At 40.2% G+C, this 17800-nt stretch carries 17 protein-coding genes, 1 riboswitch and 1 other annotated feature; of the genes, 6 read left to right on the top strand and 11 right to left on the bottom strand.

Going from position 1 to position 17800, the window contains the following annotated elements:
• Positions 1-5 precede the first annotated feature (5 nt).
• Entirely contained in the window at positions 6-1406 is a 1401-nt protein-coding gene (gene pepV, locus MR181_RS06515; protein ID WP_242336287.1) for a dipeptidase PepV, read from the bottom strand.
• Positions 1407-1500: 94 nt separating this feature from the next.
• Between pepV and MR181_RS06510 the strand changes: the two genes are divergently transcribed.
• Positions 1501-2361: an NAD(P)H-hydrate dehydratase gene (locus MR181_RS06510; protein ID WP_242336284.1), complete on the top strand. Its 861-nt coding sequence runs from the start codon at positions 1501-1503 to the stop codon at positions 2359-2361.
• Between the two features lie 95 nt (positions 2362-2456).
• Here MR181_RS06510 and MR181_RS06505 read toward each other — a convergent pair whose 3' ends face one another.
• The 6 genes from MR181_RS06505 to MR181_RS06480 form a co-directional block, all read right to left on the bottom strand.
• Positions 2457-4088 carry a putative polysaccharide biosynthesis protein gene (locus MR181_RS06505; protein WP_242336281.1) on the bottom strand — a complete coding sequence of 544 codons (1632 nt, stop codon included), beginning with the start codon at positions 4086-4088 and terminating at the stop codon, positions 2457-2459.
• Between the two features lie 93 nt (positions 4089-4181).
• Positions 4182-4445, bottom strand: a complete 264-nt coding sequence (locus tag MR181_RS06500; protein WP_242336278.1) for a type II toxin-antitoxin system HicB family antitoxin — start codon at positions 4443-4445, stop codon at positions 4182-4184.
• A gap of 217 nt (positions 4446-4662) precedes the next feature.
• Positions 4663-7083, bottom strand: coding sequence for a leucine--tRNA ligase (leuS, locus tag MR181_RS06495; protein WP_242336274.1), 2421 nt, complete (start codon positions 7081-7083; stop codon positions 4663-4665).
• Positions 7084-7153: 70 nt separating this feature from the next.
• Positions 7154-7368: a binding site (T-box leader), on the bottom strand.
• Positions 7369-7411: 43 nt separating this feature from the next.
• Positions 7412-8599: a methionine adenosyltransferase gene (gene metK / locus MR181_RS06490; protein WP_102169104.1), complete on the bottom strand. Its 1188-nt coding sequence runs from the start codon at positions 8597-8599 to the stop codon at positions 7412-7414.
• Positions 8597-8703: riboswitch (SMK box riboswitch) on the bottom strand. Its footprint overlaps the gene before it by 3 nt.
• Positions 8704-8747: 44 nt before the next feature.
• Positions 8748-9284: a DNA-3-methyladenine glycosylase I gene (locus tag MR181_RS06485; protein WP_242336272.1), complete on the bottom strand. Its 537-nt coding sequence runs from the start codon at positions 9282-9284 to the stop codon at positions 8748-8750.
• Between the two features lie 44 nt (positions 9285-9328).
• Positions 9329-10768, bottom strand: coding sequence for an MFS transporter (locus MR181_RS06480; RefSeq protein ID WP_242336269.1), 1440 nt, complete (start codon positions 10766-10768; stop codon positions 9329-9331).
• Between the two features lie 119 nt (positions 10769-10887).
• Between MR181_RS06480 and MR181_RS06475 the strand changes: the two genes are divergently transcribed.
• The gene (locus MR181_RS06475; RefSeq protein ID WP_191913138.1) at positions 10888-11343 is read left to right on the top strand and encodes a Fur family transcriptional regulator; all 456 of its coding nucleotides are present in this window, start codon (positions 10888-10890) and stop codon (positions 11341-11343) included.
• A gap of 80 nt (positions 11344-11423) precedes the next feature.
• On the opposite strand, the gene MR181_RS06470 is transcribed toward MR181_RS06475, so the two are convergent.
• Complete coding sequence (locus MR181_RS06470) at positions 11424-12758, bottom strand: amino acid permease (protein WP_242336437.1); 1335 nt, start codon at positions 12756-12758, stop codon at positions 11424-11426.
• A gap of 158 nt (positions 12759-12916) precedes the next feature.
• Between MR181_RS06470 and MR181_RS06465 the strand changes: the two genes are divergently transcribed.
• From MR181_RS06465 to MR181_RS06455, 3 genes are all read left to right on the top strand, one after another.
• Positions 12917-13441 (top strand): VanZ family protein, encoded by a 525-nt coding sequence (locus tag MR181_RS06465; RefSeq protein WP_242336266.1) that lies wholly within the window; start codon positions 12917-12919, stop codon positions 13439-13441.
• A 37-nt stretch (positions 13442-13478) separates the two neighbouring features.
• Positions 13479-13646, top strand: a complete 168-nt coding sequence (locus MR181_RS06460; RefSeq protein ID WP_164476887.1) for a hypothetical protein — start codon at positions 13479-13481, stop codon at positions 13644-13646.
• 139 nt (positions 13647-13785) lie between these two features.
• On the top strand, positions 13786-14313 hold the full coding sequence (locus MR181_RS06455) for an HdeD family acid-resistance protein (protein ID WP_242336262.1): 528 nt from the start codon (positions 13786-13788) through the stop codon (positions 14311-14313).
• 64 nt (positions 14314-14377) lie between these two features.
• On the opposite strand, the gene MR181_RS06450 is transcribed toward MR181_RS06455, so the two are convergent.
• Entirely contained in the window at positions 14378-14809 is a 432-nt protein-coding gene (locus MR181_RS06450; RefSeq protein WP_242336259.1) for an Hsp20/alpha crystallin family protein, read from the bottom strand.
• A 284-nt stretch (positions 14810-15093) separates the two neighbouring features.
• On the opposite strand from MR181_RS06450, the gene MR181_RS06445 reads away from it, so the two are divergent.
• A complete protein-coding gene (locus MR181_RS06445) occupies positions 15094-15942 on the top strand; it encodes an aldo/keto reductase (protein WP_242336256.1) in 849 nt (282 codons plus the stop codon).
• A gap of 117 nt (positions 15943-16059) precedes the next feature.
• Here the strand turns inward: MR181_RS06445 and MR181_RS06440 are convergent, their stop codons facing one another.
• Together MR181_RS06440 and sufB are read right to left on the bottom strand one after the other, a co-directional pair.
• Positions 16060-16383, bottom strand: coding sequence for a metal-sulfur cluster assembly factor (locus MR181_RS06440; RefSeq protein ID WP_191911375.1), 324 nt, complete (start codon positions 16381-16383; stop codon positions 16060-16062).
• Between the two features lie 11 nt (positions 16384-16394).
• A complete protein-coding gene (sufB, locus tag MR181_RS06435; protein WP_242336253.1) occupies positions 16395-17798 on the bottom strand; it encodes a Fe-S cluster assembly protein SufB in 1404 nt (467 codons plus the stop codon).
• Positions 17799-17800 lie beyond the last annotated feature (2 nt).

Genomic DNA, 17800 nt, shown 5'->3' with positions numbered 1-17800 from the left:
GTCGATTAATCTGCCACAAGGTTATTAATGGCTTGCATGTAAATTGCCATTGAAGCAATTAAATCGTTGACTGGCTGATATTCATTTGCTTGGTGCATTGTATTTGGGGTATTAGTCATAAGAGCACCAAAAGCAACTCCACGTTTCATTAACCGGCCATAAGTTCCACCGCCAACTACTTCAGGCTTAGCACTCTGATCACCACTAATATCAATATATGCTTCCATTAATGTCTTAACGATTGGATCATTAGGATCGACATAATGTGGTAGTTGACCGTCACCCTGACTAACGGTAATAAATAATGGCTTGGTTACCTTTTCAACCTTTGCCTGAATTTCATCTGGAGTAATTCCTTTTGGATAACGGAAATTCATGTTAATTTTACCGCCATTCTTCTCATCATAATCCAAGATTCCGGCGTTCATTGTCAATTCACCCATTACAGTATCAGTAAATGCACAATCAAACTTCTCCATTCTCGTATCAAGATGAAGGTAATTAGCAAGAAAACTTATGAAACTAGCGGCACCACCAGCAAACTCGTACTGGTTCAGAAATGAAGCTAAGTATGTTCCCGCATTAATCCCCTTTTCGGGTTCCATCCCGTGAGCGGCTTTCCCAATCATAGTTAGTTTTAAGCCGTCCATCGTTTCCTCGGCTTTACCAGTTACTGGGTTGTTTTCGATAAATTGTCCAAATTCACTCATTACCCGTTCCTTATCCGCTACTGTGATTTCGGCAACCGCTTCACGAGGAACCATGTTGAACCGCAAGCCAGATTGGAAACTCTTAAGCTGAGTCTTGCCACTATTACCTGCAGGAACATCAAGGAGTAACGAGAATTGACCCTTTTCACCGTTAATTACCGGAAATTCTGCATCTGGTGAGAAGCCCATTGTCGGTGCCGGTTCAACTTCGAAGTAGCGGTGCATCCCTGTCCAATTACTTTCCTCATCCGTTCCCACAATAAAACGAACCTTTTTATTGAACTTAACTCCTTGATCCTTCAAGTATTTAAGAGCATAATAGCAAGCCATTCCGGGACCCTTATCGTCGGAAGCACCTCGAGCATATAAGTTACCGTCCTTAATAACAGGATCAAACGGATCGGTATCCCAACCCTTCCCAGCAGGCATCACATCAAGGTGAGCTAGAATTGCTAAGGTTTCATCACCATCACCCCACTCTGCATATCCGACAAGGTTATCAATATTCTTTGTTCGGAAGCCATCATGCTTTGCCATCTTCAAAAATTCTTGCAGAGCTTTCGCTGGCATCGGTCCTAATGGATATTCATCCGTAGCTGCACTATCATCTCGAACACTTGGAATTTTCAACAGGTTAGTTAAATCTTTAAGGTAGCTTTCTTCCTGACTTTGTGCTGCTTTCATCCAATCCGTCATTTTATCAACCTCCGTTAATCTTTTCGTTAAAATAATGATACCATGAAAGTAGTCGTTTTCAGTTTGAAAGCACTTGATATAAAGGAGCATTAAAATGAAAAAATTAACTGATCAAATCCTGTTTGACGTTATTAAGCCACGCCCTAACGATAGCTTTAAGGGAACATACGGGAAGGTAACCTTAATTGGCGGTAACCGTAACTTTGGTGGAGCAATTATTATGGCATCTACTGCTGCTGTATGTTCTGGTGCCGGACTAGTTACCACTGCTACTGATCCTAGTAATTCAGGAGCTCTTCATTCACAACTACCAGAAGCAATGTTTGCTGATTTTAATAATGCTGACCAAGTAGCATCCTTAGTTGAACCTGCTACAACGGTGGTCGTTGGTCCAGGCCTTGGGGATGATCAAACCAGCTTAGCAATTCTTAAAAATGTTTTTGACCATACTAACGAAAAGCAAAACGTTGTTATTGACGGTTCTGCGATTACCCTAATGGCTCGAGAAGGTCTCGCTCAACCAAAGGGTAATATTATCTACACCCCGCACCAAATGGAATGGCAGCGTCTTTCAGGAATTAAAATAGCAGAACAGAGCGAAGAACGAAATCGGGAAGCACAAGCAAAGTTAAACGCTACTGTCGTTCTTAAAAAGCACCATACAGAGATTTATACTAATGATGATGTTTATCAATTAATAATTGGTACTCCTGCTCAAGCTGTTGGTGGCATGGGTGATACGCTTGCCGGAATGGTTGGTGGTTTTACTGCCGAATTCTCCAAGACTCCATTAAAGGCAGTTTTAGCAGCTGTCTATGCTCATAGTGCGGTAGCTGAACAGATCGCCAAAAATCAATACATCGTTCTTCCACACCAAATCAGTCGAGCCCTACCATCATTTATGAAGAAAATGGAGAGCGGTCAGACTGAGCACCAGATCGGTTTCCTGAGTTAATCACTTTTACAATTAAAGCTTTAAAAATAAATAGTCCGGGAAAGACGGTTTGTTTTTCCCGGACTTTAACTATTCCCAGCTTCTTCAGTTTTACGTTAACTCATATGGAATAATTGTCGTAATCTTTGTGCACGGCTACCAAGCAACTTATCCGCAAGACGGAAGTGTAATGATAAGTAACCATAGACTCCTGTCCCAACAATAACGCCAATTACTAAAGTGAAGAAAGCAGTATAACGCCCATAAGGACTAATAAATAATCCTAATAAAAGCATTACACCTTTAGTAGCCACTAACATAACAAGTGAGTATGCCAAGATTTGGTTGGTTGGCAACGCCATCTGTTCGAAGTTCAAACGGAATTCCTGATTAAATGAATGGATAATAAGGTAATTAATAACCATCATCGCAATCCCCGTAGCCAGCAATGGTCCTAAGCCCTGCGCAATCCAGATACATGGGAATTGAATTACTAACTTAATTAGCAGCCCAATTCCTAAGTATTTCATCATTCGCCGGTTCTCAGAAATCCCCTGCATCATTGCCGCTGCAACTGTATACAAACCTAACGGAATAGAGATGAAAGCAGCAAATTCCAGGACGATTACCCCCGCATGATTATACCGATAAAAGACGGTGTATACCTGTTGGGCAACCGCATATAAGCCAAGAACAGCCGGAATCATTACAAAATAAAAGAGCATTAGGACATTCTCAATTTGGTTTCTCATTCCCGCATGATCATTTTTTGCCCGTGCCATCGCCAATAACGGAATAGCAGTAACAGCTAAGGCGTTGGCTAAGGCAATAATAATCATGTAAAGTTTATTGGCATTAAACGCAAACAAGGCGTATAAAACATCAATTTGGTACTTAGAAAAATGCCCGACTAATGGCATCATCCGCTTAAAACTATACTGATCAACTATCTGGAAGAGATTAATCCCTGATTCAATAATGATAAATGGAATTGATTGATAAACGATCTTCAAGATTAGTTCAGTCGTTGATACTTCAGTGACTGGCTGTTCAATAGTACCGGTTCCGCGCATACCCCCCCGATACTTCAGCCATGCCAAGAAGAGAACAACACAAGCACCAATCGCACCAATAAAGGCAGCAAACGTTGACTGGCTAACTGCTGCAACCCAACTGCCCTTTTGAATCTTCATGATTAGGTAAGTTGCTCCTAACATGTAAATTATCCGAAAGAGCTGTTCCACAAACTGTGAAATTGCAGAGGGCGCCATCATACTGTACCCTTGGAAAATCCCCCGACTAATTGCCATTAACGGGATAATGAAGATTGCCCAAGCTAACGACCGCAATACGGGAATTAAGTTTGTATCACCATTGTAAACGATTGGCCATGAAGCGATATACATCATGATGGTACCGCAAATGACCCCCGACGCGAGCGCCATGTACAATGCCGATCGATTTAATTTTTGGCTGACCCCATACTCATTTAATCCATTATAGTGAGCAACCAGTTTGGAAATTGCTGAAGGGATCCCTGCAGTTGAGATGGTAATAAAGAGGCTATAAATATTATATCCTTGAGCGTACAAGGCATTGGCTTCGTCACTGTACGCCCCTAACCAGGTAACCCAGGGAATAATATAAATCGCCCCAAGAATGCGCGAAGTAATATTCCCCGCCGTCATCCATGCCGAACCATTCAGCATTTTTGAACGAGCAGTATCCTTTTGCTGTCCTTCACTCATAACTTTTAAATCCTACCTTTTACTTTTTAAAATCAATACTAATCATTCTATCCTTAATGGAGCATTGTCGCAAATTATTTTAAGAAATCTTTGCTAATACTGCTCCAAATCAACTGTTACCATTTTCACCACTGCTCCTGGATGAGCTGCTTGTACTTTGGCTAACTCACTAACTTGCGGAGCTTTTTCAAAATGACCTAACTTGTCGTTTAGTGTAATGGCTAATCCTAGCTTAGCAAATTCCATCGCTGTCGCCATATCTTTTCCCTGAGTAAATGCTTCGGGCAGATCTGGAAAATCGACTTCAACCTGGTTATTTGTTTGTTGAAAAATTGCCGGATAACTAACAATTTCCATTTTGATTCCTCACTTTTTCTTTTTGAAACAACCAATATTTTACCACGAACGAAAGAGAGCGTGACAGAAGTCATTTATGACTTCGTTTTCACGCCCCCGCGAGCGCAAATAGGGTTCCAGAGTTCGGTTATACCGGACACTGGAACCCATTTGCGTACCGCGCTGTTCGTATTTGAACTTGGTAAAAGTACTTATGTCACAATCCCTTTATCATTTTCTATTTAACAACAATATTTACAATCTTGTTTGGAACAACAATAACTTTCTTAATGTCCTTGCCATCCGTAAACTTTTGAACATGCTCATCAGCAAGAGCTAACTTTTGTGCTTCTTCACGATCAATATTCTTTGCCATCTTAATCTTTGAACGAAGCTTCCCGTTAACTTGAATAATCATCTCAACTTCGTCTTCTTCTAATGCCTTGGGATCATATGTTGGCCATGGTTGATAGGCGATTGTATCACTAACGTTAAAATGACTCCACAATTCTTCAGCAACGTGCGGTACCACTGGTGAAATCATCTTAATAAAGCCTTCCATGTATTCGACAGGAAGATCATCAGCCTTAAATGCTTCATTAACGAAGACCATTAATTGAGAAATAGCCGTATTGAAGTGCATCCGTTCGTAGTCTTCAGTAACCTTTTTAACGGTCTGGTTGTAAACCTTAGTCAGCTTACCATCATTAAAGTTAGAAACCCGATCGCGAAGGTGGTTATTTTCATCCATCAATAAGCGCCATACCCGTTGAATCCACTTGTATGAGCCATGAAGCCCTTCTTCATCCCACGGAACGGATTCAGTTAATGGTCCCATAAACATTTCGTAAAGGCGAAGGGTATCCGCACCATATTTTTCAACAATATCATCTGGATTAACGACATTTCCTTTAGACTTGGACATCTTTTCATGGTTAGCTCCCAGGATCATTCCTTGGTTAACCAACTTCATAAATGGTTCCTTAGTTGGTACAAGACCCAAGTCGTATAAGACCTTATGCCAGAACCGTGCATAAAGAAGGTGAAGAACAGCGTGTTCCGCCCCACCGACATACAGGTCTACTGGAGACCAGTAATCTAACGCTTCTTTTGAGGCAAATTCCTTACTGTTGTGTGGATCAGTATACCGGAGCCAGTACCATGATGAACCAGCCCATTGTGGCATTGTATTTGTTTCTCGTAACCCATGTCGACCTTGATCATCATAAACATTGACCCAATCCTTAACGTTAGCCAATGGACTTTCACCAGTACCAGATGGTTCAATGTTATCAGTGTCAGGTAGTTTCAATGGTAATTCATCTTCTGGAACTAAGGTGGTCCGACCATCATCCCAGTGAATTACTGGAATAGGTTCACCCCAGTAACGTTGCCGACTAAAGATCCAATCCCGAAGACGGTAATTGACCTTCTTGTGACCAGCATTATGTTCATCAAGCCATTCAATCATCTTTTTCTTGGCATCTGCAATATTCAAGCCATCCAAGAAACCAGAATTAATGTGCTTGCCATCCCCGTCAAAGGCACCTTCTGAAAGATCAGCCCCTTCCATAATCGGCTTAATTGGTAAATCAAACTTCTTAGCAAAGTCATAGTCACGTTGATCACCAGATGGGACTGCCATTACAGCACCTGTACCATACGATGCTAGGACATAGTCACTAATCCAAATTGGTAACTTTTCACCATTAACCGGGTTAATAACGTATGAACCAGTGAATACCCCCGTTTTATCCTTATTCAGATCAGTCCGTTCAAGATCAGAACGCCGGGAAGCTTCTTCTTGGTACTTCTTAACTGCTTCCTTATTTTCAGGAGTAGTTAACTGGTCAACTAGCTCTTGTTCAGGAGCAAGAACAACGTAAGATGCACCAAATAATGTATCTGCACGAGTAGTAAAGACTTCAATCTTAGTATCTTCATCTCCCGCAACTGGGAAGTAAACGGAAGCACCCTCTGAACGACCAATCCAGTTACGTTGCATTTCCTTAACGCTTTCTGGCCAATCAACAAGGTCAAGATCATCAATTAAGCGATCTGCATAGGCAGTAATCTTCAAAACCCATTGCTTCATTGGCTTTCGGTAAACTGGGTAGCCGCCACGCTTAGTTTTACCATCTTCAACTTCTTCGTTAGCAACAACTGTTCCACCCATAAAGTCAGGTGCCCAGTTAACCATGATCTCGCTTTCGTAAGCTAAGCCCTTCTTATAGAGTTGTTCAAAAATCCATTGAGTCCACTTGTAATATTCTGGATCAGTTGTATTAACTTCCCGATCCCAATCATATGAAAAACCAAGTGATTGGATTTGGTTACGAAAATGATCAATGTTTTGGTTAGTAAAACTCTTGGGGTTATGACCGGTCTTCAATGCGTATTGCTCTGCGGGAAGACCAAAAGCGTCCCACCCCATTGGATGTAAAACATTGTATCCTTGCATCCGCTTCATTCGTGACATCACATCAGTCGCAGTATAACCTTCTGGATGACCAACGTGAAGTCCCTGTCCAGATGGGTAAGGGAACATGTCCAAGGCATAGTATTTCTTTTGATCCTTGTTTAGGTTAGCCTTAAATGTCTCATTCTTTTTCCAGAATCGTTGCCACTTATTTTCAATGGCAGTGTGATCGTAAGCCATATCTTTCTCTCCTTTTATTTACATAATCCTTCTGTTTGATCGTAATAAAAAAGCCCCGTAGAAAACTATTCTACGAGACGAATTTACTCCGCGGTACCACCCGAATTTCCATGGTTAGAATAACCATAACACTTCACGCCATAACGCGGCAGACGTTATTACCTACTACATTTCAGTAATAATCCTTTTGGACGAGTTCATTGTTAGTAATCCTCGTGTTTCCAGCACCACACGATCTCTGAAGAATTAACTAACAATTACTATTTCCAATTCGATCAAATATTTAATGATATTCTAACAACCAGCATTCGTAAATGCAAGCATCAAACTAGCCAAGAACCTTCTTTAATTCTTCAACCTTATCCAGTTGTTCCCATGGTAGCTCAACATCAGTTCGGCCAAAATGACCATAAGCTGCAGTAGGTTCATAAATTGGGCGCTTAAGATTAAGCATCTTAATAATTCCCGCAGGACGAAGATCAAATACCTTACGTACAGCAGCAATTAAGTCTGCTTCACTCCGGGTACCAGTACCATAAGTATCAATTGAAATTGATACTGGCTCAGCGACCCCAATAGCGTAGGCAACTTGAATTTCAAGCTTCTTTGCATAGCCAGCAGCTACTAAATTCTTAGCAATATAGCGTGCAGCATAACTAGCTGACCGGTCAACCTTGGTAGCATCCTTACCGGAGAAAGCACCGCCACCATGATGAGCAGCGCCACCATAGGTATCGACAATGATCTTTCGACCAGTTAGCCCGGCATCCCCTTGAGGACCACCGATAACAAAACGACCAGTTGGGTTAATGAAGTACTTAGTTTGATCATCAAGATATTCTGCAGGAATAACAGCCTTAATGACTTGCTCCATAACATCCTTCTTAATTTGATCAAGTGAAACTTCTGGATCGTGTTGTGTACTCAACACAACAGTATCAACCCGCAAAGGCTTATCGTTTTCGTCATATTCAACAGTGACTTCAGCCTTAGCATCTGGACGAAGGTAAGGAATAGTATTATCTTTACGAAGCTTAGCAATCCGTTGCATTAACTTATGACTAAGCATCAAAGTTAACGGCATGTATTCTGGTGTCTCATCAGTTGCGTAACCAAACATTAATCCTTGGTCACCGGCACCAATTTGATCAAGCGGATCAGCATCCCCTTCACGAGTTTCCAGAGAATCGTCAACCCCTTGGGCAATATCCGGTGATTGCTCATCGATTGCAGTAATTACTGCACAGTTATCGGCATCAAAGCCATACTTACCATCTGTATAGCCAATCCGCCGAATTGTATCACGAACAACCTTTTGAATATTAACGTATGCCTTAGTTGAAACTTCACCAAAAACCAATACAAGGCCGGTCGTAACAGAAGTCTCAACAGCGACCCGTGAATCAGGATCTTGTTCAAGCATTGCGTCTAAAATAGCATCACTAATTTGATCAGCAATCTTATCAGGATGCCCCTCAGAAACAGATTCTGAAGTAAATAAATGTTTTTCTACCATGTGTATTAATTCCCCCATATGCAAGTTGCAATTGAAACATTCAGTGGTTACAAGGCATCTTCACAGTAATGTGAATCCTATCGGGAATTTGCTTTATAACGAGAACCATCTTAGCATAATTTACTGACCATATTCAAACATAAATTAACTAATCTTCACGAGCATTAACCATCCCAACAGCGGTCATAAATGAATAAGCTGTCGTTGGCCCAACAAATTGAAAGCCATCCATTTTCATTTTTTTAGCCATTCTTCTCGATTCAATTGTTTGTGACGGTAAACGTTTTCCGTTTAATTGTAACCGCTGAGGCTTAAAGTTAACAAATGACCATACATAGTTATTTAGCGTTTCACCATCTGCTAATAATTCTTGAATTATCTTGGCATTGTTGATCGTTGCCATGATTTTACGCCGATTGCGAATGATTGTTGAATCGTTCATTAATCGCTCAAAGTCATTCTGGTCAAATGCCGCAACCTTAGCTGCATCAAAACCAGCAAATGCCCTTTCAAAAGCAGCCTCTCGCTTCCAAATTGTTGACCATGATAACCCAGATTGAAATAACTCTAATGTCAGCATCTTAAATAGTTCACGATCATCATGTTCAGGGAACCCCCACTTCGTATCATAATAATTACGCATTAATTCAGATGTTTCTGCCCATAGCGGTCTTCTCGTTGCCATTTGATCACCTCATTAAGTCTTTCTATATATTCAAAACGAGATAATTAAGCTTTTGCATCTTTTTTAACGGTATTCTTTAAAGCAAGAGCCAAAAGGAGACCAACAATTTCAACGGCTAACATTGTTAAGAAGACATAATGGTAACCACTAAGGGCCGCGCTGAGATTTCCCATTCCGCGGCTAAGGTTATGACTAGTTACAGTTGTTAAAATGATTGTTGATACAGCAACTCCGGTAGAACCAAGGACTTGCCGTACTGTTGTAATAACGGCCGTCCCATGAGGAACCAGTTCATTAGGTAGAGAATTAGCCCCTAAGGTAACGGCAGGCATCATCACAAAAGCATTTCCTCCTTCAATAACCATCGCACAAAGGATCATAATCCATAAACTCATTTGGTTAATCAAGAAGAGACCGGCAAACCAGCCAGCAACAATCATTGCCATCCCCACAAGCATTGTCGGTTTAAAGCCAATTTTGTCGGCTAGCTTTCCCGTCAGTGGGTTAAGAATACTTAGTAAAGCAGCTCCAGGGACAAGCGACATTCCTGAAACGAATGGACTAACTTTAAGCACTCCTTGGTAATACAGCGGAAAAATAATCGTCGTCACAATCAGGGCAATGTAAGAGATTGAAGTTAGTAAAATCGCTAAATCGTAATTAAAGGTTTTCATTACCCGAAGTTCCAATAGTGGATTCTGGAGCTTTAATTGCCGAATACAGAACCAAATAATAGCTAAAATACTTACAAGCAAGATTGTGCCACTAATTGTCCAGTTAATCTTCGTTTTACCAATTTGGTTAATTACGTACATTACACCAATCAAACCAATAGACAAGAAAACCGAAAGCCAGTCAAGGCTGCTTTCATGTCTCTGCATAACGTCACGGATAAGTCCTGAGCCAGCCATAATAATGATCACAGTAATGATGATCATAAAGAAAATAAACAGACTCTTCCAAGTAAAGAATTTGAGAATTATTCCGGAAACAATTGGGCCACAAGCTAATGCCGAGCCCATTACTAAGCCAGCAATTCCCATTGTCGTTCCCCGAGCTTCTCGCGGTGTTATCTCAAGAAGGACTGATTGATACGACGGAAACAGAACACCCACAGCAAAGGCCTCCATTGCCCGACCAATCATCATAAACCAGAAACCAGATACTCCCCAACTAGCAGGGGTCAAAATAATCATCAATGAACCAATATCAAACAGGGCTAATGCACCAATAAACATGGTCTTAAAATTAAGATTATTCAGCATCCACGGACTAATTGGCATACTGACACACATGACCAGCATGAAACCTGTTGTTAGCCACTGCACTGTCGAGGCAGAAATTCCAAAAGCTCTCATTAACGTTGGATAAGCTGTCGACAAGGATGATTGACTAATCGACATCGTAAAAGTTCCAATTAATAATGTAAAAATAAACCAGAACCGGCTATATGGTCGGCCATTTTGATCAATTGACTCTCTCATAAAATCCCCTTCTTTAGAATTATTATTAATAATCAAATTGTATTATAAAGTTTAAAATCACAATTGTAAATGTTATACTTAACGTAAATTAAGGCTCTTAAACTAGTGAGGTGAGTAAATTGGCTGAAGCAGAATTTGATCGAGCAATTGAACAACTTAGGGAAAATCACGTTAGAGTTACTCCCCAACGAAAAACGATTCTAAACTACTTAATTTCGCACCATACTCATCCAAGCGTGGAAATGATCTACGAGGATTTAAAGGATAGTGTTGACAACATTAGTATGGCGACGGTTTATAATACGTTAAAACTTTTCGTCGATTATAACCTCGTCATCGAATTGAAGAACGGTGATGGCAGCACTCATTATGACTACTTTGGTCATCCTCACTACCACGTTATTTGTGATAATTGTGGTCAAATTACTGACGTGTTTGACCCTCACTTTACAGAAATTAGTAAGGATCTAGCTGCCATGACTAGAGAAAAAACTGGTTATCTCGTCACTGGCAATAATATTGAGGTCCATGGTATTTGTCCTAATTGCCAAAGAAAATTACATTTGAATAGATAAAAAGAATAGTTACTACCAAAAGAAAAGAGTGTAGCTCAACAGGGACCTTATCGGAACAAGTTTCCTTGTTGAATTACACTCTATTTTTGTTTTCGTGGCTGAGATAGTGACGCAACCGCTAAAATTGCAAACCAAATCAAAGTAAAGATCAATGCCCCTAGCGTTTGTTTATCAAGGCACAAAACAACCAAAACAAAGGCTAAAAAGGTTAATACTAGGTAATCAGTATACGGTGCCCCAGGGACCTTAAAAGACCGTTCTGGGGGATTAGATTGAAGGTACCTTAAATGGGTCACAATTATTGTTGCCCAGATAAAGAGAAAGCTCGTCGTGGCAATGCTCGAGATGACCGTAAAAACTCCACCAGGCATTATCAAATTTAAGACCGCGGCAATAGCAATTACGCCAGCAGAAATAATAACTGCTAGTGCTGGAACAGAATTTCGCGATAATTTGCTAACTAGCCTAATTCCTGGCCGGTGCGATGTTGATGTTAACTCCGCAAGCATCCGCCCCGTAGTATAGAGTGAACTATTGCATGCAGATGCTGCAGCCGTAACAACGACAAAGTTAATTAAACTGGCTGCCCCACGTAAGCCAATGTCATTAAAAACCATTACGAAAGGACTCTTTGACGGTGCTAAGCGATCCCAAGGATAGATACACATAATTACCGCCAGTGCGGCAACATAAAATAACAAGATTTGAAAAGGAATTGCATTTATTGCCCGGGGAATAACGTGACGCGGATTTTCTGCTTCAGCTGCCGTCATCCCAACCATTTCAATTCCAACAAAGGCGAATACTACCATTTGAAACGAAAGGATGAACCCCTTTGCGCCAGCAGCAAAGAAACCACCATTATTGAATAAATTCCCTGGTGAAGCAACATAACCACTAGTACTCTTAAAGCTAACTAGCATCATACCAACCCCAACAAGGACCAGCAACGCAATCGCCAAAATTTTAATTAATGCAAACCAGAATTGTAATTCACCAAATGCACTAACAGTAATTAAATTAATGCATAAAAGGACAATTAATGTTAATAACCCCGGTATCCACTGAGGAACGTGAGGAAGCCATAGCTGAAAATACATCCCAATTGCAGTGATTTCTGCCATGGCTAATGCGATCCAACAGGCCCAATACGCCCAGCCCGTAATAAAGCTTACTCGTGGGCCAAGGTAAACACGAATTGCATCAACAAATGAACGGTAATTAAGATCTGACATTAAAAGTTCACCAAGTGCCCGCATAATCCAAAAACAGATAATTCCGGTAATAATGTAAGCTAATAATATTGCAGGACCTGCAGAGTGAATTGCTTGACCTGATCCTAAAAATAGTCCAGTCCCGATGGTGCCACCAAGTGCCATTAGTTGAATATGGCGACTTTTTAGGCTACGCTTCATTTTATTTTGTGCCAATATGGTTCAATTCTCCTTAAATTTAATTTCTCGTAAAAAACCACTAATAAACTATCGCTTTTTAGATTGTTTTATTTGATAATGGTAAATAGTTTATCCGAAATTTTATTGTATACCTTTTTTCATGAAAGGAGGGAATGAATTTGTTACACTGGTTTCCATTTTGTGGTTATTTTGTTATTGCACTTGTTTTAGCAATTAATGCCTCTTCGCGTTATCAGCAGTTTAGTAAACGATTAACAATTTTTGCTTTTCTATGTTATTTTGTTATCATCCTTCGTCTTTGCCTGACTCCAGTTACCTTTAGTTTTATTTCTGCTAACCGTAATTTACGCTATTTTCACGGAGTACCATACAATCTTCTTCCCTTTCAACAGTTAGATTTAGAATGGTTATTAAATATCATCATGACGATCCCGCTAGGTATTTTATTATATCTGGTCAACCGCAAAAGTTCGTTTGTCACTATTCTTACTCTCAGCTTTCTGTTCAGTTTCTTTATTGAGGGAAATCAATTTGTCTGTGACTTTCTTTTCCACATTGGTCGAGTAGCGGATATTGATGATATTATTACCAACACCATTGGCGGAATAGTTGGCTTTTATGGACTAAAATTACTTGATCGAGGATTTATTGATAAAATAATCCATCCCTTTTTCCTATCATAGAAAAGTTTGGTAAACTATTACTGATGAGGTGATTATAATGATTTCAAACGAACAAAGGGCTCATGATATTGCTATTGCTTTAGTCCAGGCTAATGGCAAGGACATGAAGCCAATCGAAGCATATCATGAATATATTAACTACCTTCTACCAATTCTTAAGGAGATCGACAAGGATTTTAAGAATGGTATCAAGGAACATATTTAAAAACTAGAGACCGATGAAGCACCTATATCTTTCATCGGTTTTCTTTCTGCTTACAAACATTCTGGAGGCAACATATAGTACAACCATTATTTCTTTTTTTGCGGTATGATTAACTTATCAGAGAAAGGAGCTATGCGCTATGAATAATGTTTCGCATCGGCGGTTCGACTGGTTTAGTCTACTTATTGGAATTCTTTTTATTCTTGGAGGATTTCTTTCGTTTTCCCGACCAGATAAAACCTTACATTTATTGTCTGTTATTATTGGAGTTGTCTTCCTTTTTGATGGGATCTTCGAACTAACAATTCGGCGCCGCTTTCTTCGTTCACTCGGTGAGGGCACTGGCTGGATTGTAGTTCTTGGTATACTGAACATCGTCTTAGGAATCATCTTTATCTTCCATCCTGGCTTCGGCACGTTATACATTGCAATTATTTTTGCTATCTGGTTTATTTTGGATTCCATTATGGAATTTTCCGTTGGTCGTCTTTTCAAAGGTGTCAGTGGTGGTTACTACTGGTTAACCATTATCTTTAGCATTCTAGGGGTTATTCTAGGAGCAATTCTCCTCTTTAGTCCTGTTGTTTCTGCCTTAACGGTTGTTTGGATTATTTCTGTTTTCCTAATTATCTTCGGTGTTCTAAAAATTGTTCAAGCTTTCAACTAAATGAAAAGGATCCTAGCATTCTGCTTTGAATGCTAGGATCCTCTTTTTTACCTTTAACTATTAGCTAGTCAATCTCGATCCGAGTATCATCATCGCTTTCAGCTTGCTTCTTTGGTAAGGCAAGTGAAAGAACACCGTTTTCGTAATGAGCGGTAATATTCTTTCGTTCAACATCTGGCAAGCGGTATTGGCGACTCATTTGACCATAGCGCCGTTCGCTATGAAGAATATGACCGTTCTTATCAGCCTCATCATCAACTGTATCACGATGACCTGTAATGGTTAAAATATTATTCGTGTAACTAATGTGAATGTCTTTCTTGTCAAAGCCTGGCATATCTATCTTTACTTGATATTGCTTGTCATTTTCTTCAATGTCAGTCTTCATATGATCTTCAACTGGCGTAAAGTCAGAGAAGAAATCATCATTCATTAAGTTCCGCATATTCATCATGTTATCCAAAAAGTTATTCCGACGTGTTAAATCGTTAGCCATAATAAAGCTTCCTTTCCGTTAACTTGATCTTGATTACACTTCTTATCTTAACCACCATTAGGTAAAGTGCAACCATTTTTAGCACTTAAGATTAAAGAGTGCTAAAAACAGTTACACCTTTCTTGACCAATACCTTGGTAATAGTCCTCAACAGGCTGTTACCATTAATCCAAGAAAGACCTGTTTTTATTTTGACATATGAATTTATAATCATATATTAATTAGATGTATTTATTAACGAAGCATGGTAGGATCAAATCGTAGTTAATTTAAGGAGGGATTTGATGGATACAGTACGGTTAGGCCAAACAACCGTACCAGCGGTTGGTGTTGGTACGTGGAATATTGGTGAAAAGCCAGCCAAACATGCTGAAGAGGTAAAAGCAATTCAAGTAGCAATTGATGCAGGAGCAACCGTAATTGATACTGCCGAAATGTATGGTCAAGGACGGGCGGAAAAGCTTACCAGTGAGGCAATTAAATCATTTGACCGGTCAAAGCTTTATCTCATCGATAAGGTACTGCCCCAGAATGCTGGTCATCAACGATTGGAAAAAAGCCTTGATCGGAGTCTTAAGCTAATGCAAACTGATTATTTTGATCTTTACCTACTTCACTGGCGAGGCGGAATTCCCCTTGCAGAAACGGTAGATGAACTAGTTAAGATGCAAATTAAGGGAAAGATTCGTCACTGGGGCGTTTCAAATTTTGATGTTGCTGATTTGGAAGAATTATGGGCACTTCCTCATGGTCGAGAATGCGTTGCTAATGAAGATCTGTATAACCTTGATCAACGGGGAATTGAATATGATCTTCTTCCGCTCATGCGGGCTAATAACTTACCACTAATCGCTTATTCCCCACTTTCTCAGGGAGATCGATTAAGCGGCAATTTAACAACCAATCCCTTACTAAAAGAATTGGCCGCTAATCATCAAGTAACTGTCTACCAAATAATGTTAGCCTGGGTAATTCGTGATCAACATACCCTAGCAATTCCCAAGGCAGCTAGTCCCGTCCATGCAAGAGAAAATGTTGAAGCATTAAATATTAGTTTCTCTACCGATGAACTTGAAGCACTCGCAAAGGCCTTTCCAAAACCCCAAACTAAAGAACCCTTAGCAACAATTTAGATAGTCTCCAATCTAGATAAAAACAAAGCAACCTAAAATTAGTTCGTTCTGAACTAATCTTAGGTTGTTTTTAAAATCCAAAAGCTATCTTCGAACCAGGTTAATTCTCCTTTACCCTTAATACCGAACACCTAATGCTATTCGTGCAAAACGGCTCATTTTTTCTGGAGTCCAAGTTGGCTCCCAGACAAGGTTAATCTCACATTTCGTAATCTCTGCTACTTGGAGAACAGCCTCCTTAATCATTTTATAAAGCAAATCACTGATTGGACAGCCCATCGTTGTTAAGGTCATCGTAATTTTACATTGTTGATCATTAACCTCAATTCCGTAGATAAGGCCCAGATTGACTAAATCAATCCCCAATTCCGGATCAATCACGGTTTGCAATTTTTTAAGGACCTCTTGTTCAATAGGACTTAATTTCTCTTTATCTAACATGATAATCCCCCTTAGCCAATCGAACCTTCCATTTCAAAACTAATCAGTCGATTTAGCTCAACTGCGTACTCCATTGGCAGTTTCTTCGTAAAGGGTTCTACAAAGCCCATGATAATCATTTCCGTCGCTTTTCGTTCGCTAATTCCCCGACTCATTAAATAATAGAGCTTTTCTTCAGAAATTTTTGAAACCTTCGCCTCATGCTCCATCGTAACATCCGAGTTATTAATTTCGTTAATCGGAATTGTATCTGATGATGATTGGTCATCCATAATAATCGTGTCACATTCCACGTGAGCTTTTGAACCGTTAGCTTTTTCGGTAAAGCGGATATTTCCTCGATAATCTGTTGAACCACCCGTTCGGGCAATCGACTTAGAAACAATCGAACTAGAAGTATTCGGGGCATTGTGGATCATCCGTGCTCCTGAGTCCTGATGAATATGATCACTGGCTACTGCAATTGAAAGCATTGTTCCCCGAGCACCACGACCATTTAAGTAGACACTCGGGTACTTCATGGTAACTTTGGAGCCAAGGTTTCCATCGACCCATTCCATTGTGGCGTTCTCGGCTGCAGCTGCCCGCTTCGTCTCCAAACTATAAACATTCTTTGACCAGTTTTGGATCGTCGTGTAGCGACAATAAGCATCTTTTAAAACATTCACTTCAACTACTGCAGCATGCAAACTATCGGACGAATAATTTGGTGCAGTACACCCTTCAACGTAATCAACACTAGCACCTTCATCAACAATAATTAACGTTCGTTCAAACTGCCCCGTATTCTCCGCATTTAACCGGAAATAAGCCTGGATTGGCGTTTTGACCTTAACACCCTTAGGAACATAAATAAAGGATCCACCGGACCACACGGCACCGTTCAGCGCAGCAAATTTATTATCAGCTGGTTTAACTAACTTTCCGAACCACTTCTTGAATAGGTCTGGATACTTTTGTAAGGCAGTGTCAGTATCAGTGAAAACGATCCCCTGTTTGGCAAATTGTTGCTTCATGTTGTGGTAAACAACTTCTGACTCATACTGAGCAGCTGAACCAGCGAGGTATTTTCGTTCTGCTTCTGGCACCCCAAGACGATCAAAAGTACGTTTTAACTCTTCAGGAACATCATTCCAATCTCGGTACTTCTTATCGGTCATTTTCTGGTAATATAACATGTTCTCTAAGTCCAAGCCTGATAGATCTGGACCGAACTTAGGTAGCGCCATTTTTTGATAAATATGAAATGACTCTAACCGATAATCCAACATCCATTGCGGCTCATGCTTTTCTGCCGAAATTTTACGAACCGTTGCCTCAGTTAATCCGCGTCCCGTTGAATAAAGTGGCTTCACATCATCATGAAATCCATATTGATAGTCTTGATTACCGAGGACATTATTTACATCTGTCACGA

The organism is Limosilactobacillus urinaemulieris (assembly GCF_932750685.1).
In the GTDB taxonomy this organism is placed as follows: Bacteria; Bacillota; Bacilli; order Lactobacillales; family Lactobacillaceae; genus Limosilactobacillus; species Limosilactobacillus urinaemulieris.
The sequence above is the reverse complement of the archived record's forward strand: the minus strand, read 5'-3'. Positions and strand labels throughout refer to the sequence as shown.

Coding starts and splice junctions, on each gene's coding strand:
- pepV (WP_242336287.1), bottom strand. CDS start 1,406: ATGACGGATTGGATGAAAGCAGCACAAAGTCAGGAAGAAAGCTACCTT.
- MR181_RS06510 (WP_242336284.1), top strand. CDS start 1,501: ATGAAAAAATTAACTGATCAAATCCTGTTTGACGTTATTAAGCCACGC.
- MR181_RS06505 (WP_242336281.1), bottom strand. CDS start 4,088: ATGAGTGAAGGACAGCAAAAGGATACTGCTCGTTCAAAAATGCTGAAT.
- MR181_RS06500 (WP_242336278.1), bottom strand. CDS start 4,445: ATGGAAATTGTTAGTTATCCGGCAATTTTTCAACAAACAAATAACCAG.
- leuS (WP_242336274.1), bottom strand. CDS start 7,083: ATGGCTTACGATCACACTGCCATTGAAAATAAGTGGCAACGATTCTGG.
- metK (WP_102169104.1), bottom strand. CDS start 8,599: ATGGTAGAAAAACATTTATTTACTTCAGAATCTGTTTCTGAGGGGCAT.
- MR181_RS06485 (WP_242336272.1), bottom strand. CDS start 9,284: ATGGCAACGAGAAGACCGCTATGGGCAGAAACATCTGAATTAATGCGT.
- MR181_RS06480 (WP_242336269.1), bottom strand. CDS start 10,768: ATGAGAGAGTCAATTGATCAAAATGGCCGACCATATAGCCGGTTCTGG.
- MR181_RS06470 (WP_242336437.1), bottom strand. CDS start 12,758: ATGAAGCGTAGCCTAAAAAGTCGCCATATTCAACTAATGGCACTTGGT.
- MR181_RS06460 (WP_164476887.1), top strand. CDS start 13,479: ATGATTTCAAACGAACAAAGGGCTCATGATATTGCTATTGCTTTAGTC.
- MR181_RS06455 (WP_242336262.1), top strand. CDS start 13,786: ATGAATAATGTTTCGCATCGGCGGTTCGACTGGTTTAGTCTACTTATT.
- MR181_RS06450 (WP_242336259.1), bottom strand. CDS start 14,809: ATGGCTAACGATTTAACACGTCGGAATAACTTTTTGGATAACATGATG.
- MR181_RS06445 (WP_242336256.1), top strand. CDS start 15,094: ATGGATACAGTACGGTTAGGCCAAACAACCGTACCAGCGGTTGGTGTT.
- MR181_RS06440 (WP_191911375.1), bottom strand. CDS start 16,383: ATGTTAGATAAAGAGAAATTAAGTCCTATTGAACAAGAGGTCCTTAAA.